Consider the following 22,843-nt stretch of genomic DNA (forward strand, 5'->3'; position numbering starts at 1 on the left):
GAAAGGCGGAATCATTACTGAACGGGAAAGTGTTATGTCCAAGGCTGAACAGCGCGAACAGATGATCAACGGTGCGGGCTTCATCGCGGCTCTGGATCAGAGCGGCGGCTCGACGCCCAAGGCGCTGGCGCTGTACGGGGTACAGCCGTCCGACTATGGCTCGGACGAGGAAATGTTCGCCGAGATCCAGAAGATGCGCGCCAGGATCATCCTGGCCGATGACTTCACCCGCGACAAGGTGATCGGCGCGATCCTGTTCGAGCGCACGCTGGGCGAGGAAATCGAGGGCCGCAAGGTGGCCGATTACCTGTGGTCGGTCAAAGGCATCGTGCCGTTCCTCAAGATTGACAAAGGGCTGGAGGACACCGCCAACGGTGTGCAGCTGATGAAGCCCATCCCGGGCCTGGCCGAGACGCTGGCCAAGGCCGAAGGCGTGTTCGGCACCAAGGAACGTTCGGTCATCCACGAGGCCAATGCCGAGGGCATCGCCGCCGTGGTGAAACAGCAATTCGACGTGGCTCGCGAGGTGATCGCGGCCGGCATGGTCCCGATCATCGAGCCCGAGGTGAACATCAAGTCGGACACCAAGGCCGAAGCCGAAGAGATCCTGCAAGCCGAAATCCTCAAGAACCTCGACGAGTTGGTCGAGGGGCAGGACGTCATGCTGAAGCTGACACTGCCCAGCAAGGCCAATCTGTATGACGAGGCCGCCGATCATCCGCGTGTTCTGCGTGTAGTGGCGCTGTCGGGCGGTTATTCGACCGACGAGGCCTGTGACCTGCTGGCGCAGAACGGCAAGATGATCGCCTCTTTCTCGCGTGCGCTGACCGAGGGGCTGTCGAAACAGCAGTCGGATGCCGAGTTCAACGCGGCCCTGGGCAGCAATATCGACAAGATCTACCGCGCCTCGGTCTGAGGTCAGACCGGTTTGGTGAATGAGCGGCGCATCTGCGCCGCTTTTTCGCGCATGGCGCAGCCGCTGGCGTGGTCATTCACCAGCCCCATTGCCTGCATGAAGGCAAACACCGTGGTGGGGCCAACAAATTTCCACCCGCGCTTTTTCAGATCCTCGGACATGGCGACCGACTCGGGCGAAGTCGACGCCGTCTGCGGCGCAGGAGGAGTCTCGGGCTCGAACCTCCAGACATAGGCCGCCAGTGAGCCGGTTTCGGCCACCAGCTCCTGCGCGCGGCGGGCGTTGTTGATCACCGCCTCGATCTTGCCGCGATGGCGGATGATGCCGGCATCTTGCAGCAGGCGCTCGACGTCCGCTTCAGAAAAGCCGGCCATCACGTTGAAATCAAATCCGGAAAAGGCTTTGCGAAAGTTTTCGCGCTTGGCCAGAATGATGCGCCAGCTGATGCCGGACTGAAAGCTTTCAAGGCAGAGCTTCTCGAACAGGCGCTGGTCGTCATCCACCGGATAGCCCCATTCTTTGTCGTGATAGTCGAAAAACTCCGGCGCGGCCTGACACCAGCCGCATCGCGGTTGGCCATCCGCGCCGGTCACGAGATCGCGCATCAAGTGTACCCTTTTTGTTCACAATCAGCCTAGACACCGACGGGGATCAGATCAAGGGGTGCGATCGGATGACCGGTACCAGTTTAGAACAAAGACACGAATGGCCGACGCCAGGCCGGTCTCGGGGTCGCGCGCCACATCAATTTCCGAGGCCAAAACATTGATCGGCATACCTTTTGCTTTGGCGATGTCTCGGAACGCCTGCCAGAACTCATCCTCGAGCGAAACCGAAGTGCGATGCCCCTTGAGGGTCAGCGAGCGTTTGACGGGCGGGCCGCTCATTCATCCAGCTCGTGATTTTCCAGATCTCGGCGAGCTTTGTCCGTACGGGCCTTGTCCAGCTGCTTTTCCGCTTTACTGCGCCCGAACGCCGCCGCGTTCCGGTCGGCGCGGGCCTTTTTCTCGGCCCGCGCCTTTTCCTTGCGATACCGGTTCAGATTGACCGGCTTGCCCATCAGTCCTTGGGCCCGATCATCTGCTCGGGGCGCACGACGGCGTCAAAGGTCGCTTCATCGACAAAGCCCAGCTTGATGGCCTCTTCCTTCAGCGTGGTGCCGTTCTTGTGCGCGGTTTTGGCGACCGTGGTGGCGTTGTCATAGCCGATGGTGGGGGCCAAGGCGGTCACCAGCATCAGCGATTCCTTCATCAGCTTGTCGATGCGCGCCTCGTTGGCCTTGATACCCAGCAGCATGCGCTCGGTGAAGCTGTCGGTCGCGTCGCCCAGCAGCTGGATCGACTGCAGCAGGTTGTAGGCCATCATCGGGTTGTAGACGTTCAGCTCGAAATGGCCCTGGCTGCCGGCGAACTTGATCGCGGCGTCGTTGCCCATGACGTGGGCCGCGACCTGGGTCAGCGCCTCGGCTTGGGTCGGGTTGACCTTGCCCGGCATGATCGACGAACCGGGCTCGTTTTCCGGCAGGATCAGTTCGCCCAGACCCGAGCGCGGCCCCGAGCCAAGGAAGCGGATGTCGTTGGCGATCTTGTAGCAGCTGCCCGCGACCGTGGCCAAAGTACCCGACAGGAATACCATCGCATCATGGGCGGCCAACGCCTCGAACTTATTGGGCGCGGTGACGAAGGGCAGGCCGGTGATTTCGGCCATGTTGGCCGCAACGGCCTCGGCCCAGCCTTTCTGGGTGTTCAGCCCGGTGCCGACGGCGGTGCCGCCCTGCGCCAGCTCGTAGATGCCGGGCATGGCGGCGTTCACACGGGCGATGCCCTGACGGATCTGGTGGGCATAGCCGCTGAATTCCTGGCCCAGGGTCAGCGGGGTCGCGTCCTGGGTATGGGTGCGGCCGATCTTGATGATATCTTTGAATTCTACCGACTTCTGCTCTAGCCCGGCGGCCAGCTTTTCCAGCCCCGGCAGCAGAACGTCGCGCACGCTCATCGCGGTGGCGATGTGCATCGCGGTTGGGAAGGTGTCGTTCGACGACTGGCCCATGTTGCAGTGATCGTTCGGGTGCACCGGGTCCTTCGAACCGATCACGCCGCCTAGAATCTCGATCGCGCGGTTCGCGATGACCTCGTTGGCGTTCATGTTCGACTGGGTGCCCGAACCGGTCTGCCAGACGACCAGAGGGAAATTGTCGTCGAACTTGCCCTCGATCACCTCTCCGGCGGCCTCGATGATGGCGTCGGCGATGCGTGCGTCCAGCTTGCCCGTTGCCTTGTTCTGCATGGCGCAGGCCTTCTTGACCACGCCCAGCGCGCGGATGATGGCGACGGGCTGTTTCTCCCAGCCGATGGGGAAGTTCATGATTGAGCGCTGCGTCTGCGCCCCCCAGTACTTGTCGGCCGGAACCTCGAGCGGGCCAAAACTGTCGGATTCGGTGCGGGTCTGAGACATCTGTCACTCCGTCTGGTATGCAGTCGCATGCCGTTTAGCCGCAGCCACGCCGCGGCGCAATCGGCCAGTTGCGCGCACCTTAATCTGATGGGCAGAAAAGGTATAGCCGGGCGAGGTGCGTCATTTTTCTTTCGGGTGGTCGACCCATCTGCCATTGTGCCGGTGGCCCGCGTGTCTAGAATGCGAAGGGCGGGAAACGTAGAGGTCGGGATGTTTCGTTTGGGGCTGAAAAAATCACAGTTTGCGCAGATGCGGGTTTGGGCGGCTGTCGTGGCGATGCTGATCGGAGTTCAGGCCGGCGCAGCGGATATCGGGCCCTTTGTCGGTGACTATGTCGGGTCGGCCCAGGTCGTGGATGCGGACGGAACCGCGACCCCGCGCGACATGAGCGTGCGCATCTCCGAAACCGATGACGGGTTCAATGTCAGTTGGACAACAGTGACATATAAGGCGGATGGCCGGGTGAAAGAGCAGTCGTTCTCGGTTGACTTCCGGCCGTCGGACCGCCCTCAGATCTATTCGGCGGCGATGAAACGCAACGTGTTCGGCCACGAAGTGCCGCTGGATCCAATGAAGGGTGAACCCTTCGTATGGGGCCGCATAGTCGGCGACACGCTGACCGTGTTTTCCCTGTTTATCGACCACGAAGGCGACTATGAACTGCAGCAATATGACCGAACGCTGGCCGAAGGCGGGCTGAACCTGTCCTTCTCGCGCTTCAGCGACGGGCGCGAGGCGCGGTCAGTGGATACGTTCCTGCGCAGGAAATAGCGTTTCAGCCCTACAATCGGCCGATCAGGGCTGTTTGCGGAAACTGTCCAGCGATACAATGTCGGCGTCGTGGTGCGGCTTGTCCTCGGGCTCGACTTCGATCGAGTCTTCTTCGGTCGCCGCGATTTCCTCTTCGTCTTCTTCGGGGCCTTCGAAGCGCAGCCCGAATTCGACCGACGGGTCCACGAAGGTCTGGATTGCCGCAAAGGGGATATACAGCGGTTCGGGCGAATCTCCGAAATTCAGCGTGATGGCAAAGCCGTCGTCATCGACGCTCAGGTTTTCGAACCAATGCTGCACCACGATCGTCATTTCATCCGGGTAGCGCTGGCGCAACCAGTCGGCAATTTCAACACCGGGTGTGCGGGTGTCGAATGTGATGAAGAAATGATGCGCCCCGGGCAGCCCCGACTCCGAGACCCGTTGCAGAACGGTCTTGATCAGGCCGCGCATGGCGGTGTGCATTAGGTTGCCGTAGTCGATGCCTTGCGACATGTCTTGTCCTCGAAAGTGGTTGCCCCAAGCATAAGGGATTCGGGCGGAAACGAAAGGCCCGGCAGCGCCGGATTGTTCAAAGAAAATGCAGGGCCAAACCTGCTGCGGCCATGGCGGCCAACGCGACCCCGAAACCAGATTTCAGTCGGAATATCAACAGCCCGGCGGCAACTGTCAGTGCAAGCGCCTGAAAATTCAGGCTGGATGGAACGGGTATCGGGATCGAGACGGGGCCAAGGCCGTATCGGGCCACGTCTGCAAAAATCACGTTCAGCGCGAACCACACCGACAGGTTGAGAATCACCCCGACGACAGCCGCCGAGATTGCGCTCAAGGCGCCGGACAAGCGCGGGTTCCGGGCGATGTGATCCAGATATGGGGCCGACAGGAAGATCCAAAGAAAGCAGGGGACGAAAGTCGCCCAAAGTGCGACCGCGCCTGCGGCCAGGGCCAAACCGGGGCCACCGGCGATCTGACCGGTCAGCATGGCCACGAATTGCGTCACCAGGATCAGAGGCCCCGGAGTTGTCTCGGCCAGGCCCAGCGCATCGATCATCTGGTCGGCCGAGATCCAGCCATGCTGCGCCACCACCGTCTGGGTCATGTAGGACAGCACCGCGTAGGCGCCCCCAAAGCTGACAACCGCGAGTTTGGCAAAGAACCAGCCCAGATCGGCCAGCAGCGTCTGACCCGACGCCGTCAGCAGAGCCAGCGGCAAAAGCCAAAGCGTCATCCAGACCAAGGCGGTGCGTATCGCGTGCCTTTCCGCTGGGAGCCGACCCGGATCGGACGGCGGATGTGTCGTGCGGGACATAACGTACCCCCAACAACCGGCCGCCAGGACGATCAGCGGGAAGGGCAGGTTTAGCGCAAAAATGGCCAGAAAAGCCAGCCCCGCGATAACGCGAGACTGCAGCCCCGAGAGGGTCTTGCGCGACAGGTTGATCAGGGCCTGCAGCACGATTGCAATGACGGTCGCCTTGACACCCAGAAAAGCCGCCTGGACAGGCGGCAGGTCGCCATAGGCGGCATAGAGCATCACCAGCGCAGCGATCACGATTGCGCCGGGCAAAACGAAAAGCGCGCCCGCGATCAGCCCGCCGGGCACGCCGCGCAGGCGCCAGCCGGCATATGTGGCCAGTTGCATCGCCTCGGGGCCGGGCAGCAGCATGCACAGCGACAGGGCGCGCAGAAATGTCTGTTCGTCCAGCCAGGCACGGCGGTCCACCAGTTCCCGGTGCATCAGCGAGATCTGGGCGGCCGGCCCACCAAAGGACAACACTCCGATACGGCCGAACACCCGGACAAGATCCGCGACCGAGGGGCTCATCCGCAGGCCATGACCGAGGCGACTGCCGGAGTGCCGAGGGTTGGCGCGCGCAGGCGCGTGTGCTCAAGCAGAGGCCGCATGCCCGGCGGGGGAATTCGACCCTGCATTTGATAGTGATCCCCAAACACCGGCCCCGCCATGGCACACGCCCTTTCGCATTCCGAAATCTGGCAACCCGCGGCGCCATCCCTTGGCGGGCGAGTTGCCGGTCTTGGACCTTGCTATGCGGGCTTTGCCTGTACGGTCAAGAAACGGTCAGGCCCAATCCAGCCGTTGTCCGGTCATGCAGACGGGCAATGTGTCCTGGGGAAACTGGCCGAGCTGTTCGAACAGCGACACGAAATCGAACTGATTGTAGGCTTCGACCATCTTGTCACCCTTGAACCGCGCCATGACCTGTCCGGTGACCTCAAGCGGCGCACCATTGTCGGCACGCGATGTCCTTACATGCAGGACCGCCGAGGCCCAGTCGCCGCTTTCGATGATTTTCGGCAGGCCCACCTGAATGTCGCCCAGAACATGACGGAAGGCCATCACCAGATCGCGGAAATCGTCCACGCCGACCTGCATTTCCGGTATCAGCCCTTCGGCCATCGTTTCGGGCGCGAAATATTCGTCGATCGCGTCGACATTGCCTTTTTCCCAAACCTCCGAGTACCAGGCCCGAAGAATCTCTGCATGAGTCATCCCAGCTCTCCTGTCTAGCTTAGGAGAGACTTGCGCATAGAGGTGAAAAAACCCTGAACACCGTCAGGATCAGGGCAAAAACCGCAGACAAATGGTTGGGAAAGTGCAGGTTTCTGTTGCCAGGCACCTGCGAACCCCGCCTTACGCGGCTAGGCGCAAGGGCTTAAGTTTCGGTCTGGTTACTGCTTACGCAGCAACGGCAACCGGAGCACGATTGTCATTTGCAATTGTACTGTTTTCGCCGGTAACGGTGGCAGACAGCCGGGACAAAGCTAACCCCTTTAGACGTTCGTCGATCCTGTTTCGGCCCCATGATCCCCAAATGAAGGATGTATGGTGGAGCCGCCGGGTACCGCCCCCGGGTCCGATCCGCTTATTACGAGCGCGTTTATGTCCATAGTCCCGAAGGACAGCATTTATATAGGTGAGGATTTTTGCGGATGCAAACCCCCAAAGCGCGAGACGATCGCGATTTTTCAACCGTTCACGCGGGCTTGGAGAGGTTGGCTGCGATCAGCCAGATCGCCAGCACCAGCTCGATTCCGCCGAAGGTCAACGCTTTGGCCAACGGGGGATTGTCCAGCAGTACGGACACGAACCGACCCAGCGCCGCGCCCGCATAGACGACGCCCAACATCGCGTAGGCCATCGGGTGGTTCAGCCACAATACGGCGATGCCGGTCACGACAAACAGCCCGCCGACCGAGGCCCGCATTTCGCTGAGGCCCATCGTGCTGTTGGTGGGCGCAAGGTCAAGCGAGGCCGCCGTCCAGGCCGGGGCCAAAAAGCCGAACAGGCCAAAGCCGATGGTCAGAAGGGCTGCGATGATGTTGAGTGTTCCGGTCATGGGGGCCTCGCGTTTCAAATGCCTGCCAATCGAACCTAATCTGTTTTGGGGCAGGGGGAAGACCTCAGATTGCGGCCCACAGGCCGAGCACGCCCACGAGGATCAGACTGAGCGCCCAGACCATTTCCAGGTTGAACCAGCTGCGCGAAAGGAATTGCAGGCCCAGCCAGCGATAGACCGCGAACGCCAGCGCGCCGCCACCCAGCATCATCGCGCCGGTATGGACCGCGGCCACCGTCAGAACCAGCAGGCCATTGGTGCCCATGATCTCTGACACGGCTCTGTGGCCGGTATCCAGCTCGTCCAGTCCGCACAGGCCCAGATAGATCGGCACAAGCATAAGCGCCGCACCATGCGCTAGCGCCACCAGAAACGACCACAGTGCCAGCCTACTGGGCGGCACGCGCGCCAGGAACCGTGGATGCCGACGGGTGATCGCGATGTAGAGGCCCATGGCGATCACGATCAGGGCTGCTCCGATCCGGATTTCGCGCTGATAGTCTACGAGGATGGTCATCACCGCAAAGGGCAGCAATACGCCCAGCATCGCCAAGAAATGCCCGCCCGCCAAGGCTGCCAACGCGCGCCACAAGGCGGATTGACGTTGCTCCATCAATGCAGCCGACACGGCCAGCGGCCAGCCCATGCCGGGGTTCAGCCCGTGATAGGCGCCGCTCAGCAAAACGGCCAGCCAGAGGCCGGCCGTCGATGTCATCAAGACGTCCAATTCAGACCGAAGGGTAGCAGAAACTGTCGGTGGAGCAGTCTCCCCCCTCAAGCCGGATCTGATGGGCGCGATAACCTTTGGGGAATTCGACCCAGAAGTTCCTGTCGAGCTTCAGGCCGCCTTTTTTGCCGACATCCGCCTTGACCATCGCCGCGCCGCGCTCGCCGGGATAGAACTGATCATCCCAGGTGGAATAGAGCGAATTGGTCCAATAGACGCGTTTCCCGTCACGGCTGATCTCGACCATTTGCGGGCCATAGCCAAAGTCCTTGCCGTTGGGGTGCTTGGTCTTCTTGACGATGCCGCCGATCTCGACCTTGCCGGCCAGTTTGGGCTTCATCGGGTCCGAGACATCGTACTGGTGCATTTCACCGGTACCCCAGCACGCGACGTAAAGGTATTTGTCATCCAGGCTCAGGTCGATGTCGGTGACCAGCGGCGGCACCGCCGAGAACCCTTTAAGAAGTTCGGGAAGATCAGCAGGATCAGCGGGTTGGGGGTCGATCGTAATGGTCTTTTTGGCGTGGAACTTGCCTTTCTTGTCGCGCCACCACGTAAAGATCGCGCCCTGCAGGTTGGTGGTGTCGACCACCACGCCGCAGAACCCGTATTCCTTGACAGGATCGTGCGCAGGCCGGATTTCCAGCGCCATCTGGTGGTTCTCGCCCAGGTCGATGGTCTGGATGTTGGTGCGGTCGCGCAGGTTCCAGAAATGGATCCGGTGGCCATATTTGTTCGACAGAAGGTCCTCGGGTAGCAGGCCGTTCTCGAATTGCGGCGGCAGGCCCCATTCGGAACTGACCATGTAGTCACGCGGCAAGTTCCACCAGAAATCATAGTGCTTGTCCTGCACGCCGCGTTCGATCTCGTAACGCCCGATGATGTCGAAGGTTTCACAGTCCATGATGAAGATGCCCGGTGGACCGTCAGTGCCCTTCTCGCCGCCGCCGCCCAAGGTGCTGACATAGATGCCTTCGGGGCCGCAGTGAATCGTGTGCGGGCGGGAATATCCAGTTTTTGCATAGACTTCCTCGGGTTCTATGATCTTGTGGATATAGGCCTGAAGCGGGTCCTTCACGTCGATGACATAGATCCGGCTCGAGCGGATACCGGGGATGATCAGGTACCGGCGCTCAAGGAAGGCGTGGCCGGTCAGCGGCGACAGGGCCGAGGAACAGGCGTTCCATCCGAAATGGTGAAACTCGTCGCCCTTGTTGGGCATCATCACCTTGTGAACGATCTTGCCGTAGTCGCCCGAAGTTGGGTCGACGTTTACAACGGCCAAACCGTCGGGCTGCGAGAAATCAGGGCTGAGCATCAGCGTGAAGGCCAGGGCCTCGGGCGGGGCCTCCATGGCCAGTTTGGCGGATGGATAAAATGTAGGATCCGGTCTTTTGTTCATAACGTCCTCCCGTAAGTCATTGAAAATCAATTTTATTGAGAGTGCCGGTCTTCCCGCCGGATGATGGTCTGCCTGCCCGAGTGTCCTTTCCGTTGATGTGATGCGTCAAGAATTATTCAAGCGGCGCTCAGGCCGGTTTCCGCCGACGTTCAGCCACGTCATGGGCAAGGTGGCGCGAGTAGGTTTCCAGCTCGACCAGCGCAGCGTCGACGGTCTCGGCGTCTTGCGCCTCCAGCGCGTCGGCGATCTTGCTGTGCAGGCGGATGATCTCCTCGCGCGAGCGGGCGGTAAAGGTGATCATGTTCATCAGGGGCTGCATCGCCTCGACCGCTCCGGCCAGTTGATAGGACAGGACAGGGTTGCCCGCACCATCGACCAGCGCCCGGTGAAAAGCCACGTCCGAGGCGCAGAAGGCCTCATCCGTCAAACCGGGTTGCGCCTGGCGGAAAATTTCCGCGCGCATGGTGGCCAGTTGATCTGCGGTGCGCCGCTGCGCCGACAGGGGCGCGCAGGCCCGTTCCAACGCATAGCGGGCCTCGCAGGCGGTGTCGAAGCTGACCTCGTTCATCGACAGCAGCAGCGTCGAAGTCGTGATCTGCTGGGAATAGGCGTCCTGGAAACTCAACCGGTTGACGAACGCACCTCCGGTCGCGCCGCGCTGTGTGCGGATCAACGACTGTGCCGCCAGCCGCTTCAGCGCCTCACGCACGGTGGGACGCGACACTTGGAACTGATCCGCCAGCTCGGATTCCGAGGGCAGGCGCTCGTCCACGATCAGCTCTCCGGATACGATCGCATCGCGGATGGCCTGGGCGATCTGCGCAGATAGGTCGGTGCTTTTCTGCGGGTCGATTTTCATCTTCTTGGGGTCACCGTGAAAAATTTATTTGTCTGACATTTAAAAGTCTGACATTTGAAAAGCAAGGAGTGAGTCGCAGGGAGGGCCGTGACTGTGGATCGTATAAGAGCCATGACAGCGCCGCATTGGCTGGGCCTGTTCGCTGCGATCCTGTCGGCCTGGGGGGCGCTGTACCTGATGGCGGTGCCGGCCGAGATGCGCGCCCTTGGTGCGGTATACGGCGAGGATTTCTGGCGCAGCCTGTGCACGGTGACCCCTGATGCGGCGGGGCTGCTGAAGATGGTGGCCATGTGGGCGTTGATGTCGGCGGCGATGATGGCGCCGACGGCTTTGCCGGCCTTTGCCACCTATGACGACCTATCCCACGCCACGCAGGGCACTCGGTTCGGGCATCTGCTGGCTGGGTATCTGACGGTCTGGTTTGGCTTTTCCGTTCTGGCGGCGCTGGCGCAAATGGCGCTGTACCGGGCGGGCGCGGTGAACGGGCTGGGCGAAAGCGTTTCGGGGCTGCTGTCCGCAGGCCTTCTGGCCGTCGCCGGCCTGTACCAGTTTTCAGCCATCAAAGAGGCCTGCCTGAGCAAGTGCCGTCATCCGCTGACCTTCTTCATCCAGCATTGGGACGAGGGCCCGTGGCGCAATGGCCTGCGGCTGGGGCTGGTGTGCCTGGGCTGCTGCTGGGCGCTGATGCTGCTGGCCTTCGTGGGTGGCGTGATGAACCTGGCCTTCATGGGGCTGGCCACGATGCTGATGGTTTTCGAAAAATTGCCCGACCTTGGCCGACTGGTGACCCGCCCGCTGGGCGTGGCGTTGCTGATCGGGGCCGCCTGGGTCGCGTTTACGACAGTCTGACAAGAGGAGAGACAGACATGGCTTTGGATACGGTGGGCACGGTGCCCTGGACCATCAAGGGCGAGTTGATCCTGAACTGCAACTGCACGGTGTTCTGCCCCTGCGTGGTCAGCCTTGGGAAGCATCCGCCGACCGAGGGCTACTGCCAGGCCTGGGCGGGCATCCGCATCGATGAGGGCCAATATGGCGACGAGGACCTGTCAGGTCTGAACGTGGGCCTGTTCCTGGAAATCCCCGGCAACATGGGGCGCGGCAACTGGAAGGCTGCGGCCTTCATCGACGACCGCGCGTCCGAGGCGGCCTATGAGGGGCTGGTCAACATCTTCTCGGGCGCGGCGCGCGGTACGACAGGCCTGTTCTCGGTACTGGTCAGCGAGTTCCTGGGGGCCGAGCGGTCGCCGGTGCATTTCGAAACCGAAGGCAAGGAACGCCGCCTGATGGTCGGCAAGAAGATCCAGGGCGCGGTGGTCCCGGTCGAGGGCAAGGACGGCAAGGAGATCGTCGTCACCAATACCGAATACTGGATGGGCCCGGACATCACAGTGGCGACCGCGACAAAGGGCAAGGTGCGCGCCTTTGGGCGGGTCTGGGATTTCGACGGCCGCTCCGCCGAGATCTGTCAGATCGACTGGCACGGGCCCCGGTAATGATCACCGGCGTCTTTGCCCGGCGGATGGCCCGCTATAACCGTTGGCAAAACAGCCAGTTGGCGGGCTTTCTTCATAAGCTTTCAGCCAAGGAATTGACCCGGGAATGCGGCGCGTTTTTTGGGTCGATCTTGGGCACGGCGAACCATCTGCTTTGGGGCGACTGGATCTGGATGTCGCGGTTTGGCAAGGGTACGGGCCCGGACAGCCCCCCGCACCGCAAAGGCGGCGGCATCCAAGAAAGCGTCCATCTGTGCCCCGATCTGGCTCACTGGTTGCCGCTGCGCGAAACGATCGACGCGCGGATAGGCGCCTGGGCGGACACCCAGGGAGATGACCCGATCAGTGGGTCGCTCACTTGGTACTCCGGAGTGAAAGAGAAAAATATTACAATGCCTTACGCAGAGTGTGTGATCGGTTTCTACAACCATCAGACGCATCACCGGGGGCAAATCCACAAAATGCTGACCGAGGCCGGCTCTGAGGCGCCGGTCAGTGATCTCGTTTTCTTGCCCGAGGAGGTCTAAGTGCCACAGATTTCTTTGTCGCGCCGGCTGCGGCGCACGCCGTTCTCTGACGGGGTCGAGGCGGCCGGTGTCAAAGGCTATACCGTCTACAACCGGATGTTGCTGCCGACGGTGTTTGAAAGCGTCGAGGCCGACTATCGGCATCTCAAGACCCATGTGCAGGTCTGGGATGTGGCCTGCGAGCGGCAGGTCGAACTGCGCGGCCCCGATGCGGCGCGGCTGATGCAGATGCTGACCCCGCGCGACCTGCGCGGCATGTTGCCGGGTCAATGCTACTATGTGCCGATCGTGGACGAAACAGGGGGCATGCTGAACGATCCCGTGGCGGTGAAACTGGCGGATGACCGCTGGTGGATCTCGATCGCAGACAGCGACTTGCTTTTGTGGGTCAAGGGCCTGGCCAACGGGTATAGATTGGATGTTCTGGTGGACGAGCCGGACGTGTCGCCCTTGGCGGTGCAGGGACCCAAGTCGGATGATCTGATGGCGCGGGTCTTCGGGGACCGGGTGCGTGATATCCGCTTCTTCAAGTTCGACATGTTCCAGTTCGAGGGGCGTGATCTGGCGATTGCACGGTCGGGCTATTCCAAACAGGGCGGGTTCGAGATCTATGTCGAGGGCGGCGACATCGGCATGCCTTTGTGGAACGCACTTTTCGCCGCCGGAGAGGACCTGCAGGTTCGGGCGGGTTGCCCCAACCTGATCGAGCGGATCGAAGGCGGGTTGCTGTCTTACGGCAACGACATGACGGACGACAACACGCCCCATGAGTGCGGGTTGGGCAAGTTCTGCAACACGCATACGGCCATTGGCTGTATCGGGCGGGATGCGCTTTTGCGGGTGGCCAAGGAGGGGCCGGTTCAGCAAATCCGCCCGATCGCGATCGAGGGTGAAGCGGTGCCACCCTGTGATCGGCCGTGGCCGGTATATGGTGGCGGCAAGCGCGTGGGTCAGGTGACTTCGGCCACCTGGTCGCCGGATTTCCAAACCAACGTGTCGATCGGTATGCTGCGGCTGAGCCACTGGGATCCGGGAACACGGATTGAGGTCGAGACACCGGACGGCATGCGGGATGCAGTCGTGCAGGCGAAGTTCTGGATTTGAGCCGGGAAGGGGGCTCTGCCCCCGTCGCTGCGCGACTCCCACGGGATATTTGGGGCCAGATGAAGGAACCGTCTGGCCGAGAGAAAGGAAAGGAATGTGAGCATGTTCAACGCTTTGGTGATGGAGAAGGACGAAGAAAGCGGGCTGGCAAGTCCGGTGATCAAGCAGATTTCGGAAGACGATCTGCCGCATGGGGATGTGCGGGTGGCCGTGGAGTACTCGACCGTCAATTACAAGGATGGTTTGTGCATGTCGCCCAAAGGCGGTGGTCTGGTCCGCAATTATCCGCATGTGCCCGGGATCGACTATGCCGGAACTGTCGAAGACTCCTCGGACGACAGGTACAAGCCCGGCGACAAGGTGGTGTTGACCGGGTGGCGCGTGGGTGAGGCGCATTGGGGCGGCTACGCCCAGAAGGCCAGCGCGCTGGCCGATTGGCTCGTGCCTCTGCCGCAGGGGTTGAGCACGCGCCAGGCAATGGCGGTGGGAACCGCCGGTTTTACCGCGATGCTGGCGGTCATGGCGCTGGAAGATCGTGGTCTGACGCCGGATCGAGGTCCGGTTCTGGTGACCGGTGCGGCCGGTGGCGTGGGCTCGGTCGCGACCGCGATTCTGGCGCATCTGGGTTACGAAGTCGCAGCCGTGACCGGGCGACCGGAGGCCGGGGAGTATCTGAAATCTCTGGGCGCTGCGACCATCGTGCCGCGCGAGGAGTTGAATGAGACCACCAAACGCCCGCTCGAGAGCGAGACATGGGCCGGGTGTGTCGATGCAGTGGGTGGTTCGATGCTGGCGCGTGTGCTGGGACAGATGAAATATGGCTGCTCGGTCGCTGCCGTCGGGTTGGCGGGGGGCGCGGCTTTGCCGGCAACGGTGATTCCGTTCCTGCTGCGGGGGGTGAACCTGCTGGGAATCGACAGCGTGATGCAGCCCTACGACAATCGCGTACGCGCGTGGAAACGGATCGCGACGGACCTGCCGATGGACAAGCTGGATTCGATGATCCAGCCGGCAACGCTGAAGGATCTGCCCAAACTGGGCGAAGACATTCTGAAAGGCCGGGTCAAGGGTCGCGTCGTGCTGGACGTGAATGCCTGACGGGCGGATTGTCGTCAAATCGGAACCGGCCTCATTGGGGCCGGTTTTTGTTCACGTATCGACGTACGGGGGCAAACGGAGTCCTGCTGTCGAGGCATTTGACGATCATCATTGCTATACATCCCATTTGCGATGGCTTATGACCCTAGCAAACAGACCTGAATAAGGGGAGTGAGCAGCATGTCTGATGACTTCGAACTGGATACCGACGATCTGAAGCGCCGCATGGAGGGCGCCATGGCCAATCTGCGCACCGAGTTTGCGTCGCTGCGCACCGGCCGGGCCTCGGCTTCGATGCTGGATCCGATCATGGTTGACGCCTATGGGTCGATGACTCCGATCAACCAGGTGGGCACCGTAAACGTCCCCGAACCACGCATGGTCACCATCAACGTGTGGGACAAGTCGCTGGTCGGCAAGGTGGAAAAGGCAATCCGCGAGAGCGGTCTGGGCATCAACCCGCAACTGAACGGCACCATCATCATGCTGCCGATCCCCGAGCTGAATGAGGAACGCCGGCGCGAACTGGGCAAGGTGGCCGGCCAGTATGCCGAACATGCCCGCGTGGCCATTCGCAATGTGCGCCGTGACGGGATGGACCAGATCAAAAAGGCCAAGGCTGAAGGCCTGTCCGAGGATGACCAGAAATTCTGGGAGAGCGAGGTGCAGGAACTGACGGATCAGATGATCAAGGCCGTTGACGCCGCGCTTGAGGCGAAACAGGCGGAAATCATGCAGGTCTGAGACGCGGAGATGCCCAAGGATCCCCTGATCGGCGAGTTGTGCGGGCCGCGCCATGTGGCCATCATCATGGATGGCAACGGGCGGTGGGCTCAGGCCCGTGGCCGTCCGCGTCTGTACGGGCATCATGCCGGGGCGCGGCGCGTGCGCGAAGTGGTCGAAGCCTGCCCGGGACTGGGGATCAAATACCTGACGATCTTTGCCTTTTCGACCGAGAACTGGAAGCGGACTCAAGTCGAAGTTGCGGGCCTGATGAGCCTTTTCAAGCGGTACATCATAAAGGAAACCCGGACGCTTGCCGAAAACGGTGTCAGGGTCCGGTTCATTGGAGACCGGGTCCGGCTGGATGCCAAGCTGATCGAGCTGATGGACCAGCTGGAACGGGAAACTGCCGACAACGACCTGGTGCATCTGACCGTGGCGCTGAACTACGGAGGCCGGGACGAGGTAGCTCGCGCAACCAAACGGTTGGCCAGGGATGTCGCCGAAGGCAAGCTGTGCCCCGATGACGTGGACGAGGAGACGCTGCCAAAATACCTGGATACGCGGGTTCTGCCCGATCCTGATCTGGTGATCCGGACCAGTGGCGAGGCGCGGATCTCGAATTTCCTTCTGTGGCAGTCGGCCTATTCGGAATACGAGTTCATCGAAACGCTGTGGCCGGATTTCACGGCCTCGGAGCTTGAGCGACTGTGCAAAAGCTACGGATCGCGTGAACGCCGGTTCGGAGCCGTCCCCGCATGAGTGACGGGCGTTGGTCCGATCTGACCGTCCGCGTTCTGTCGGCGGTGGTTCTGGTGGCAATCGGCGCGGTCGAGGTTTGGCTGGGCGGGCTGTGGTTCGAGACCTTCATCGCCGCGGCCTGCGGTATCATGATCTGGGAACTGGTCCGCATGGTTGACCCGCAGCGGGCCGGAGTTGCGGTGCAATTATCCGTGCTTACCGGCGTGGCGGTTCTTTTGGCCACTTATCTGCCGCCGGTGGCCACTTTGCCGGTTCTGATCGCGCCGGCGCTGGTCGGAGCCGGGCAGGTGGAGCGCGCGCGCGGGATCTATGCTCTGTTTGCGATCTGGATCGCGGCGGCGGGTTTCGGATTCATCTCGATCCGCGAGAACATGGGCTTTGGCTGGATGATCTGGCTGATCGCGGTCGTCGTCGCCACCGACGTGGCGGGCTATTTCGCGGGCAAAGCCATCGGCGGGCCGAAATTCTGGCCCAAGGTCAGCCCCAAGAAAACCTGGTCGGGTACGGTGGGCGGCTGGGTGGCCGCTGCTTTGGTGGGCGCCGCGTTCGCGGTTTATGCAAGCCTCGGGCCCGGGCTGGTTCTGATCTCGGTTTTGGCCTCGATGGCCAGCCAGGCGGGAGACATCGTGGAAAGCGCGACCAAACGGAAATTCGGAGTCAAGGACAGTTCGGACCTGATTCCGGGCCACGGCGGGTTTCTGGACCGGTTCGACGGCATGATGGGGGCATCGCTGCTGGTTCTGATTGCAAGTCTGTTCTACGCCCCCGGAGAGATGTGATGCGCAAGGTCTCCATCTTTGGCGCCACCGGTTCCATCGGGCAGAACACCATCGACCTGATCGCGCGGGACCCGACCGTCTATGACGTGGTGGCCGTGACCGGTGGCGCAAACATCCGGAAACTGGCCGAGGATGCCCGGCGCCTGCGCGCGCAGGTCGCCGTGACCGCGTTCGACGACAGGTTGCAAGACCTGCGCGCCGCGTTGGAAGGCAGCGGAATCGAAGCAGCGGCCGGGGCGACCGCGCTGGTCGAGGCCGCGGCGCGTCCGGCCGACTGGGTGATGTCGGCCATCGTCGGCGCGGCGGGTCTGGCGCCCGGGCTGGCGGCACTGGAACAGGGGGCGACGCTGGCGCTGGCCAACAAGGAAACACTGGTCTGTGCCGGGTCTCTGGTGCTTGAGACAGCAAGGCGGCATGGTGCGCGCCTGCTGCCGGTGGACAGCGAGCATTCCGCCGTGTTCCAGGCGCTGGTGGGCGAGGACATGGCCGCGGTCGAGCGCATAATCATAACCGCCAGCGGTGGGGCGTTTCGCGACTGGCCGGTCGAGCGGCTGGCGCAGGCGACGGTCGAGCAGGCGTCGAGCCACCCGAACTGGGACATGGGTCAGCGTATTACCATCGACAGCGCTTCGATGTTCAACAAGGCGCTGGAGGTCATTGAAACAAAGGAATTCTTCGGTATCGCGCCCGACCGGATCGAGGTCGTGATCCACCCCGAATCGATCGTTCACGCGTTGGTCGGGTTTCGCGACGGGGCGGTGATGGCGCATCTGGGCGCGCCCGACATGCGCCACGCGATCGGCTATGCGCTGCACTGGCCCGAGCGGCGCGAGCTGCCGGTACCCCGGCTGGATCTGGCCCGTCTGGGACAGTTGCGGTTCCGTGACCCCGACCCGGCGCGCTATCCGGCGCTGCGGTTAGCGCGCGAGGTCATGGCGCGCGGAGGTCTGTCTGGTGCAGTGTTCAACGCCGCCAAGGAACGTGCACTGGATCACTTCATCGGCCAGCGCATCGGATTTCTGGACATGTCCGACGCGGTGGCGGCGGTTCTGGACCGGTTCGAGGACGCAGGCGGCCTCATTGATGCCCCGATGACCCTTGATAACGTGTTGAAAGCGGACCATCTGGCACGTCAATGGGTGGATGACGCCGTACTGAGAAGAGCAGGATAGACTTTTGGACATACTCTCGCTGATCCCGCAATTTGGTGGATTGATCTACACGATCGCTGCCTTCGTCGTGGCCCTGTCGGTGATCGTCGCCGTGCATGAATACGGCCACTATATCGTCGGGCGCTGGTCGGGGATCCATGCCGAGGTGTTCTCGATCGGGTTCGGCCCGGTTCTGTGGAGCCGCGTGGACAAGCGCGGCACGCGCTGGCAGATCGCGGTGCTGCCGTTTGGGGGCTACGTCAAATTCCTGGGCGATTCAAACGCGGCGTCGGGCAAGGATTCGGCGGCAATGGACGAGATCGCCAGTAAAAGCCCCGAAGAACTGCGTCATACGATGCACGGTGCGCCGCTGTGGGCGCGCACGGCAACGGTGGCGGCCGGACCGGTGTTTAACTTTGTCATGTCGATTTTGGTATTCGCGGCGATCTTCTGGTCGCAGGGGGTGACCCGCGAACCTTTGACCGCGGGCACGCTGAAGCCGCTGCCGGGAACCGTGCAAGAGCTGCGCGAAAGGGATGAGATCCTGGCGATCGAGGGAATCCCGGTGCCGGATTTCGACGCCGAGGACGCCTGGACCGATTTCACCGATGCACTGCCCGAAGAGCCCGTGCTGACCTACACCGTTAAGCGCGACGGACAGACCATCGATGTCGAGGCGCCATACCTGTTTCCGCCGCTGATCAGCCGGGTCGCACCGCGAAGCGCGGCGATGGATATCCAGCTTGCGCCCGGCGACGTGATCACCGCAGTGGACGGAGAGCCGATTTTTGCTTTCGATCAGTTGAAGGACAAGGTCGAAAGCTCGAACGGCAAGGTGCTGTTGCTGGATGTCTGGCGCGATGGGGCCGAGCTTGAATTCGCGCTGGCCCCGCGCCGGACCGACGAACCGCAGCCCGATGGTGGTTTCAAGACCCATTGGCGGATCGGGATCGTCGGCGGGTTGATGCTGGAGCCGGCCACCGAACCGGCGGGGCTGTTCGAGGCTGCAGGTGCCGGCCTGCAACAGACTTGGCGAATCATCGAGGGCTCGCTTTCGGGCATCTGGCACATGATCACCGGGGCCATCAGCACTTGCAACATGTCGGGGCCGATCGGCATTGCCGAAACTTCGGGCGACATGGCCAGCCAGGGGGCGCAGAATTTCGTGTCGTTCATCGCGGTGCTGTCCACCGCCGTGGGCCTGTTGAACCTGTTCCCGATCCCCGCGCTGGATGGTGGTCACCTGATGTTCTACGCTTACGAGGCGGTTTCGGGTAAGCCGCCCAGCGAGCGGGTATTCCAGATCATGATGGGCATCGGCGTGACAGTGATCCTGACCCTGATGATCTTCGCGCTCGGCAATGATCTGTTTTGCTGATTGAGGCAGCGGCGCCTTCCGGGCGCCGCAAATTCGCCGCAATTGCGACGTAGGTGATACTCGTTTCCAACGAAGCGGGCTGAAGATCATGACAGGTGCATTGCGAAAATCATATCAGGGGTTCAACTTCCTGTTCGTCCTGAACTGGGATTTTCTGCTCAGCTTTGGCATCACCGCGCTGGCCTTGGCGGGCGGGGCATTTCTGGCCTCTTTGTGATTCTTTACCAGCACCGGTTCTAGCTGCGCGGCCCCTTGCGGCCGCGTTTTGCTTTTGGGCTTTTGACAAGATGTGCCATTAACGGTACTCAAATTCAAAGTCCCAGAACCAGGCAGAGATAAACATGGCATACAGGGAAGACGCGGGCATATCCTGCGGTGCAGTCGAGCCCGAAACCAACATTTTGTGGCAGCTTCTATCGGTTTTTTTCCTCGTTTCAGCGCTTTGGCTTGCGGTATTTTCGCAATCCGCCTGGGCACAGTCGTACACGTTCAATTCGTTCGATGTCGAAGGCAACCGGCGTATTGAAACCTCGACGATCATCAGCCGGACGGGAATCACGCCCGGTCAGACCGTCACGGCGGGCCAGCTGAACGACGCTTATCAGCGTTTGCTTGACAGTGGTGTTTTTGAGACAGTCGAGCTGACCCCGCGCGGCAGCACGCTTGCGATCAAGGTCCAGGAATACCCGACGATCAACCGCATCAGCATCGAGGGCAACCGGCGGGTAAAGGATGACGTCCTGCTGGATGCGATTTCGTCGCAGCCACGCCGAGTGTTCACCCCGCAGGTGGCCGAGGCTGATGCCGACGTGATCGCGGAGATCTACTCGGCGCAGGGCAGGGTATCCGCCACCGTCATTCCGCGCATCATCCGTCGCAGCGACAACCGCGTTGATCTGGTGTTCGAGGTCGCCGAAGGCACCACGATCGAGATTGAGCGCGTCAGCTTCGTGGGCAACCGCGCCTATTCCGACCGCCGCCTTCGGCGCGTGCTGGAAACCAAACAGGCCAACATCCTTCGGACCTTCCTGCGCGGCGATACGTTCATCGCCGACCGTATCGAGTTCGACAAGCAGGTGCTGCGTGATTTCTACCTGTCGCGCGGCTACATCGATTTTCGCGTCAACAGCGCCAATGTAGAATTTACCCGCGAACGGGATGCGTTCTATCTGGTGATGAATATCACCGAAGGACAGAAATTTTCGTTCGGCAAGGTGACGACCGTCAGCGAGATTCCCGGTGTCGACGCAGCGCCCTATCAAGCCGCGTTGAAGATCAAGCCCGGCGTGACCTATTCGCCCACGCTGATCGAGAATTCGATCACCCGCCAGGAGCGGTTGGGCCTGAAAAACGGCGTCGATTTCCTACGGGTCGAGCCGCGGGTGACCCGCAACAACCGCGACCTGACGCTGGATGTCGAGTTCGTCCTGACCAAAGGGCCGCGCATCTTTGTCGAACGCATCGACATCGAAGGCAACACAACAACGCTGGATCGGGTGATCCGGCGCCAGTTCGACACGGTCGAGGGTGATCCGTTCAACCCGCGTGAAATCCGCCAGAGCGCCGAGCGTATTCGTGCCCTGGGCTTCTTTGCGGTCGCCGATGTGGATACGCGCGAAGGGTCCAGCCCCAGTCAGGTCATCGTGGATGTCGATGTCGAGGAGCAACCCACCGGCTCGCTGAGCCTGGGCGGCAGCTATTCGGTCTCGGACGGGTTCGGCATCGCGATCGGGCTCGAAGAACGGAACTTCTTGGGCCGAGGGCAGGCTTTGGGTGTGACGCTGTCGACGGCGCAGGATTCAGAACAGTACATCCTGAATTTCACCGAACCCTACCTTCTGGGCCGCAAACTGCGCTTCGATCTGGGGCTTGGTTTGTCCTCCACAAACTCGAGCTTTGCCAGCTATGACACCAAGACCGTGTTCTTCAACCCGCAGCTGAGCTATGCGATCGGAGAGCTGTCGGCGCTGAAGCTGCGCTACAACTGGAACGACAGCGAGATGACGCAGCAGGACAGCCAGGTGAACGGGGCGGTGATCGCTTCGGAAATCGCCCAGGGCAAGCGGTCGACCAGCTCGCTCGGCCTGTCCTATGTCTATGACAGCCGGATCGGCGGGTTGAACCCCAACGCGGGTGCGTTGTTCGAAGTCGGCGTGGATGCCGCCGGTTTGGGCGGGGACAACAAGTTCCTAAAGACCTCCGCCCGCGCCATCGCCCAGACCAAGGTGCTGAACGAGGAGATGACCCTGCGCGCTTCGTTCGAGGCCGGCGCCCTGCATTGGCAGGGAGACGACTTCAGCCGAACCCTCGACCGCTATGTTCTGGGGCCCAACATCTTCCGCGGGTTCGAACCCGCCGGTCTGGGCCCACGGGATCTGTCGAACGGCCAGGACGACGCGATCGGCGGCAACCTGTACTGGGTGGCGCGCTTCGAATCCGATTTCCCGCTGGGCCTGCCCGAGGAACTGGGCCTGCGCGGCGGTGTCTTCTATGACGTCGGCAACCTTTGGGACATCGACAATGTCGACACGACCGGGGCCAATATCGTCGGCGCCGACGGGTCGCTCCGCCATGTCATAGGCGTGTCGCTGTTGTGGGATACGCCGTTTGGCCCCTTGCGCTTCAACTTCTCGAAAGCGTTGGTCAAGGAAGACTTCGACAAAGAACAGAACTTTGACTTCACCATTCAGGCGCGGTTCTGACGTTCATGCTGAAACACATATCCAGAACAGTGCAGGGCCCTCTTCGGGCCCTGTGCATTTTGGCATTCGCTTTGGCGGCGGGCCCCGCATCGGCTCAGCAGTTGGGCATTCCGCAATCGGGGGTGCTGACCATATCCAGTGACCGGATGTTCGCCGAGTCGGCCTTCGGCAAGCGGATCCGGGCCGAGATCGAGGCGGAAAGCCGTGCACTGGCCGAGGAGAACGAACGCATCGTGGCCGAGCTGAGCCGCGAGGAAAAGGAGCTGACCGACAAACGCAGCGTCTTGACCCCGGACGAGTTTCAACCGTTGGCCGAAGCGTTCGACCAGAAAGTGCAGTCGCACCGCGAAAGCCAGCGTGCCAAACTGGATGCGCTGTCGCGACGCAGCGAAGAGGCGCGGGTCAGGTTTGTCGAACTGTCACGCCCTGTTCTAATCGATCTGCTGCGCGATACGGGGGCGTCGATCATCATCGAACGCGCGAACGTCTTTCTCAGCTCGGATGCCTCGGATATCACCGATGTGGCCATCCGGCGGATCGACGCGGCCATCGGCGACGGTGCCGGGCTGGAAGAGCGTGACGAACCCTAGCGCGGCTTGCTCTCGCACGGTGGTATTGCTAACCACGCGGAAACC

At 61.7% G+C, this 22,843-nt stretch carries 26 protein-coding genes and 1 other RNA gene; 15 read left to right on the forward strand and 12 right to left on the reverse strand.

Features of this window, described 5'->3' with window-relative positions; genetic code table 11:
• Nucleotides 1–34: 34 nt before the first annotated feature.
• Nucleotides 35–916: a fructose bisphosphate aldolase gene (locus AC2FM3_RS06010; protein WP_496679913.1), complete on the forward strand. Its 882-nt coding sequence runs from the start codon at nt 35–37 to the stop codon at nt 914–916.
• Nucleotides 917–918: 2 nt separating this feature from the next.
• On the opposite strand, the gene AC2FM3_RS06015 is transcribed toward AC2FM3_RS06010, so the two are convergent.
• From AC2FM3_RS06015 to fumC, 4 genes are read right to left on the reverse strand one after another with little or no spacing between them, the layout of a single operon-like run.
• The gene (locus AC2FM3_RS06015; RefSeq protein ID WP_496679915.1) at nt 919–1,521 is read right to left on the reverse strand and encodes a DNA-3-methyladenine glycosylase I; all 603 of its coding nucleotides are present in this window, start codon (nt 1,519–1,521) and stop codon (nt 919–921) included.
• 51 nt (nt 1,522–1,572) lie between these two features.
• Nucleotides 1,573–1,803 carry a ribbon-helix-helix domain-containing protein gene (locus AC2FM3_RS06020; protein WP_496679917.1) on the reverse strand — a complete coding sequence of 77 codons (231 nt, stop codon included), beginning with the start codon at nt 1,801–1,803 and terminating at the stop codon, nt 1,573–1,575.
• Entirely contained in the window at nt 1,800–1,976 is a 177-nt protein-coding gene (locus AC2FM3_RS06025; RefSeq protein ID WP_496679919.1) for a DUF4169 family protein, read from the reverse strand. Before AC2FM3_RS06025 ends, AC2FM3_RS06020 begins: the two co-directional genes overlap by 4 nt.
• A complete protein-coding gene (fumC, locus tag AC2FM3_RS06030; RefSeq protein ID WP_496679920.1) occupies nt 1,976–3,370 on the reverse strand; it encodes a class II fumarate hydratase in 1,395 nt (464 codons plus the stop codon). The genes AC2FM3_RS06025 and fumC overlap by 1 nt, the downstream gene beginning before the upstream one ends.
• A 249-nt stretch (nt 3,371–3,619) precedes the next feature.
• Here fumC and AC2FM3_RS06035 point away from each other — a divergent pair, with 249 nt between their 5' ends.
• Entirely contained in the window at nt 3,620–4,141 is a 522-nt protein-coding gene (locus AC2FM3_RS06035) for a hypothetical protein (protein ID WP_496679923.1), read from the forward strand.
• A 24-nt stretch (nt 4,142–4,165) separates the two neighbouring features.
• On the opposite strand, the gene AC2FM3_RS06040 is transcribed toward AC2FM3_RS06035, so the two are convergent.
• The 8 genes from AC2FM3_RS06040 to AC2FM3_RS06075 form a co-directional block, all read right to left on the reverse strand.
• A complete protein-coding gene (locus AC2FM3_RS06040) occupies nt 4,166–4,636 on the reverse strand; it encodes an SspB family protein (RefSeq protein ID WP_496679924.1) in 471 nt (156 codons plus the stop codon).
• Between the two features lie 76 nt (nt 4,637–4,712).
• On the reverse strand, nt 4,713–5,966 hold the full coding sequence (gene chrA / locus AC2FM3_RS06045) for a chromate efflux transporter (protein WP_496679927.1): 1,254 nt from the start codon (nt 5,964–5,966) through the stop codon (nt 4,713–4,715).
• 255 nt (nt 5,967–6,221) lie between these two features.
• Nucleotides 6,222–6,653, reverse strand: coding sequence for an ester cyclase (locus tag AC2FM3_RS06050; RefSeq protein WP_496679929.1), 432 nt, complete (start codon nt 6,651–6,653; stop codon nt 6,222–6,224).
• 102 nt (nt 6,654–6,755) lie between these two features.
• Nucleotides 6,756–7,103: a transfer-messenger RNA gene (ssrA, locus tag AC2FM3_RS06055) on the reverse strand.
• A 34-nt stretch (nt 7,104–7,137) separates the two neighbouring features.
• A complete protein-coding gene (locus AC2FM3_RS06060; protein WP_093961997.1) occupies nt 7,138–7,500 on the reverse strand; it encodes a DUF4345 family protein in 363 nt (120 codons plus the stop codon).
• Between the two features lie 64 nt (nt 7,501–7,564).
• Complete coding sequence (locus tag AC2FM3_RS06065) at nt 7,565–8,215, reverse strand: hypothetical protein (RefSeq protein WP_496679931.1); 651 nt, start codon at nt 8,213–8,215, stop codon at nt 7,565–7,567.
• Nucleotides 8,216–8,228: 13 nt separating this feature from the next.
• A complete protein-coding gene (locus AC2FM3_RS06070; protein WP_496679932.1) occupies nt 8,229–9,629 on the reverse strand; it encodes a selenium-binding protein SBP56-related protein in 1,401 nt (466 codons plus the stop codon).
• Between the two features lie 127 nt (nt 9,630–9,756).
• A complete protein-coding gene (locus AC2FM3_RS06075; RefSeq protein WP_496679934.1) occupies nt 9,757–10,488 on the reverse strand; it encodes a FadR/GntR family transcriptional regulator in 732 nt (243 codons plus the stop codon).
• A 111-nt stretch (nt 10,489–10,599) separates the two neighbouring features.
• Here AC2FM3_RS06075 and AC2FM3_RS06080 point away from each other — a divergent pair, with 111 nt between their 5' ends.
• The 13 genes from AC2FM3_RS06080 to AC2FM3_RS06140 all read left to right on the forward strand — a co-directional run bounded on the left by AC2FM3_RS06080 (nt 10,600) and on the right by AC2FM3_RS06140 (nt 22,798).
• Nucleotides 10,600–11,337 (forward strand): DUF2182 domain-containing protein, encoded by a 738-nt coding sequence (locus AC2FM3_RS06080; protein WP_496679937.1) that lies wholly within the window; start codon nt 10,600–10,602, stop codon nt 11,335–11,337.
• 17 nt (nt 11,338–11,354) lie between these two features.
• Nucleotides 11,355–11,984, forward strand: coding sequence for a DUF1326 domain-containing protein (locus AC2FM3_RS06085; protein WP_005983316.1), 630 nt, complete (start codon nt 11,355–11,357; stop codon nt 11,982–11,984).
• A complete protein-coding gene (locus AC2FM3_RS06090; protein WP_496679938.1) occupies nt 11,984–12,511 on the forward strand; it encodes a DinB family protein in 528 nt (175 codons plus the stop codon). The genes AC2FM3_RS06085 and AC2FM3_RS06090 overlap by 1 nt, the downstream gene beginning before the upstream one ends.
• Nucleotides 12,512–13,615 carry a dimethylsulfoniopropionate demethylase gene (locus AC2FM3_RS06095; protein WP_496679940.1) on the forward strand — a complete coding sequence of 368 codons (1,104 nt, stop codon included), beginning with the start codon at nt 12,512–12,514 and terminating at the stop codon, nt 13,613–13,615. It abuts the gene before it with no gap.
• A gap of 102 nt (nt 13,616–13,717) precedes the next feature.
• Entirely contained in the window at nt 13,718–14,713 is a 996-nt protein-coding gene (gene acuI / locus AC2FM3_RS06100) for an acryloyl-CoA reductase (protein ID WP_496679941.1), read from the forward strand.
• A 180-nt stretch (nt 14,714–14,893) separates the two neighbouring features.
• Entirely contained in the window at nt 14,894–15,457 is a 564-nt protein-coding gene (gene frr, locus AC2FM3_RS06105) for a ribosome recycling factor (protein WP_496679942.1), read from the forward strand.
• A gap of 9 nt (nt 15,458–15,466) precedes the next feature.
• The gene (uppS, locus tag AC2FM3_RS06110; RefSeq protein WP_496679945.1) at nt 15,467–16,198 is read left to right on the forward strand and encodes an undecaprenyl pyrophosphate synthase; all 732 of its coding nucleotides are present in this window, start codon (nt 15,467–15,469) and stop codon (nt 16,196–16,198) included.
• Complete coding sequence (locus AC2FM3_RS06115; protein WP_496679946.1) at nt 16,195–16,977, forward strand: phosphatidate cytidylyltransferase; 783 nt, start codon at nt 16,195–16,197, stop codon at nt 16,975–16,977. The genes uppS and AC2FM3_RS06115 overlap by 4 nt, the downstream gene beginning before the upstream one ends.
• Nucleotides 16,977–18,149 (forward strand): 1-deoxy-D-xylulose-5-phosphate reductoisomerase, encoded by a 1,173-nt coding sequence (gene dxr, locus AC2FM3_RS06120; protein ID WP_496679947.1) that lies wholly within the window; start codon nt 16,977–16,979, stop codon nt 18,147–18,149. The genes AC2FM3_RS06115 and dxr overlap by 1 nt, the downstream gene beginning before the upstream one ends.
• 4 nt (nt 18,150–18,153) lie before the next feature.
• On the forward strand, nt 18,154–19,506 hold the full coding sequence (gene rseP / locus AC2FM3_RS06125; protein ID WP_496679949.1) for an RIP metalloprotease RseP: 1,353 nt from the start codon (nt 18,154–18,156) through the stop codon (nt 19,504–19,506).
• A gap of 88 nt (nt 19,507–19,594) precedes the next feature.
• Entirely contained in the window at nt 19,595–19,723 is a 129-nt protein-coding gene (locus AC2FM3_RS06130) for a hypothetical protein (RefSeq protein ID WP_496679950.1), read from the forward strand.
• 124 nt (nt 19,724–19,847) lie between these two features.
• Nucleotides 19,848–22,208 (forward strand): outer membrane protein assembly factor BamA, encoded by a 2,361-nt coding sequence (gene bamA, locus AC2FM3_RS06135; RefSeq protein ID WP_496679951.1) that lies wholly within the window; start codon nt 19,848–19,850, stop codon nt 22,206–22,208.
• Nucleotides 22,209–22,213: 5 nt separating this feature from the next.
• Entirely contained in the window at nt 22,214–22,798 is a 585-nt protein-coding gene (locus tag AC2FM3_RS06140) for an OmpH/Skp family outer membrane protein (RefSeq protein WP_496679953.1), read from the forward strand.
• Nucleotides 22,799–22,843 lie beyond the last annotated feature (45 nt).

This window comes from Ruegeria sp. BHSB172 (assembly GCF_059613165.1).

What these genes read in the sequence shown, in the direction of transcription:
- AC2FM3_RS06065 (WP_496679931.1), bottom strand. Translation starts at nt 8,215, where the DNA reads ATGACATCGACGGCCGGCCTCTGGCTGGCCGTTTTGCTGAGCGGCGCC.
- AC2FM3_RS06085 (WP_005983316.1), top strand. Translation starts at nt 11,355, where the DNA reads ATGGCTTTGGATACGGTGGGCACGGTGCCCTGGACCATCAAGGGCGAG.
- AC2FM3_RS06015 (WP_496679915.1), bottom strand. Translation starts at nt 1,521, where the DNA reads ATGCGCGATCTCGTGACCGGCGCGGATGGCCAACCGCGATGCGGCTGG.
- AC2FM3_RS06025 (WP_496679919.1), bottom strand. Translation starts at nt 1,976, where the DNA reads ATGGGCAAGCCGGTCAATCTGAACCGGTATCGCAAGGAAAAGGCGCGG.
- AC2FM3_RS06040 (WP_496679924.1), bottom strand. Translation starts at nt 4,636, where the DNA reads ATGTCGCAAGGCATCGACTACGGCAACCTAATGCACACCGCCATGCGC.
- AC2FM3_RS06070 (WP_496679932.1), bottom strand. Translation starts at nt 9,629, where the DNA reads ATGAACAAAAGACCGGATCCTACATTTTATCCATCCGCCAAACTGGCC.
- bamA (WP_496679951.1), top strand. Translation starts at nt 19,848, where the DNA reads ATGGCATACAGGGAAGACGCGGGCATATCCTGCGGTGCAGTCGAGCCC.
- fumC (WP_496679920.1), bottom strand. Translation starts at nt 3,370, where the DNA reads ATGTCTCAGACCCGCACCGAATCCGACAGTTTTGGCCCGCTCGAGGTT.
- AC2FM3_RS06080 (WP_496679937.1), top strand. Translation starts at nt 10,600, where the DNA reads ATGACAGCGCCGCATTGGCTGGGCCTGTTCGCTGCGATCCTGTCGGCC.
- uppS (WP_496679945.1), top strand. Translation starts at nt 15,467, where the DNA reads ATGCCCAAGGATCCCCTGATCGGCGAGTTGTGCGGGCCGCGCCATGTG.
- AC2FM3_RS06115 (WP_496679946.1), top strand. Translation starts at nt 16,195, where the DNA reads ATGAGTGACGGGCGTTGGTCCGATCTGACCGTCCGCGTTCTGTCGGCG.
- AC2FM3_RS06050 (WP_496679929.1), bottom strand. Translation starts at nt 6,653, where the DNA reads ATGACTCATGCAGAGATTCTTCGGGCCTGGTACTCGGAGGTTTGGGAA.
- dxr (WP_496679947.1), top strand. Translation starts at nt 16,977, where the DNA reads ATGCGCAAGGTCTCCATCTTTGGCGCCACCGGTTCCATCGGGCAGAAC.
- AC2FM3_RS06130 (WP_496679950.1), top strand. Translation starts at nt 19,595, where the DNA reads ATGACAGGTGCATTGCGAAAATCATATCAGGGGTTCAACTTCCTGTTC.
- AC2FM3_RS06140 (WP_496679953.1), top strand. Translation starts at nt 22,214, where the DNA reads ATGCTGAAACACATATCCAGAACAGTGCAGGGCCCTCTTCGGGCCCTG.
- AC2FM3_RS06035 (WP_496679923.1), top strand. Translation starts at nt 3,620, where the DNA reads ATGCGGGTTTGGGCGGCTGTCGTGGCGATGCTGATCGGAGTTCAGGCC.
- frr (WP_496679942.1), top strand. Translation starts at nt 14,894, where the DNA reads ATGTCTGATGACTTCGAACTGGATACCGACGATCTGAAGCGCCGCATG.
- AC2FM3_RS06090 (WP_496679938.1), top strand. Translation starts at nt 11,984, where the DNA reads ATGATCACCGGCGTCTTTGCCCGGCGGATGGCCCGCTATAACCGTTGG.
- AC2FM3_RS06060 (WP_093961997.1), bottom strand. Translation starts at nt 7,500, where the DNA reads ATGACCGGAACACTCAACATCATCGCAGCCCTTCTGACCATCGGCTTT.
- AC2FM3_RS06020 (WP_496679917.1), bottom strand. Translation starts at nt 1,803, where the DNA reads ATGAGCGGCCCGCCCGTCAAACGCTCGCTGACCCTCAAGGGGCATCGC.
- AC2FM3_RS06010 (WP_496679913.1), top strand. Translation starts at nt 35, where the DNA reads ATGTCCAAGGCTGAACAGCGCGAACAGATGATCAACGGTGCGGGCTTC.
- AC2FM3_RS06075 (WP_496679934.1), bottom strand. Translation starts at nt 10,488, where the DNA reads ATGAAAATCGACCCGCAGAAAAGCACCGACCTATCTGCGCAGATCGCC.
- acuI (WP_496679941.1), top strand. Translation starts at nt 13,718, where the DNA reads ATGTTCAACGCTTTGGTGATGGAGAAGGACGAAGAAAGCGGGCTGGCA.
- chrA (WP_496679927.1), bottom strand. Translation starts at nt 5,966, where the DNA reads ATGAGCCCCTCGGTCGCGGATCTTGTCCGGGTGTTCGGCCGTATCGGA.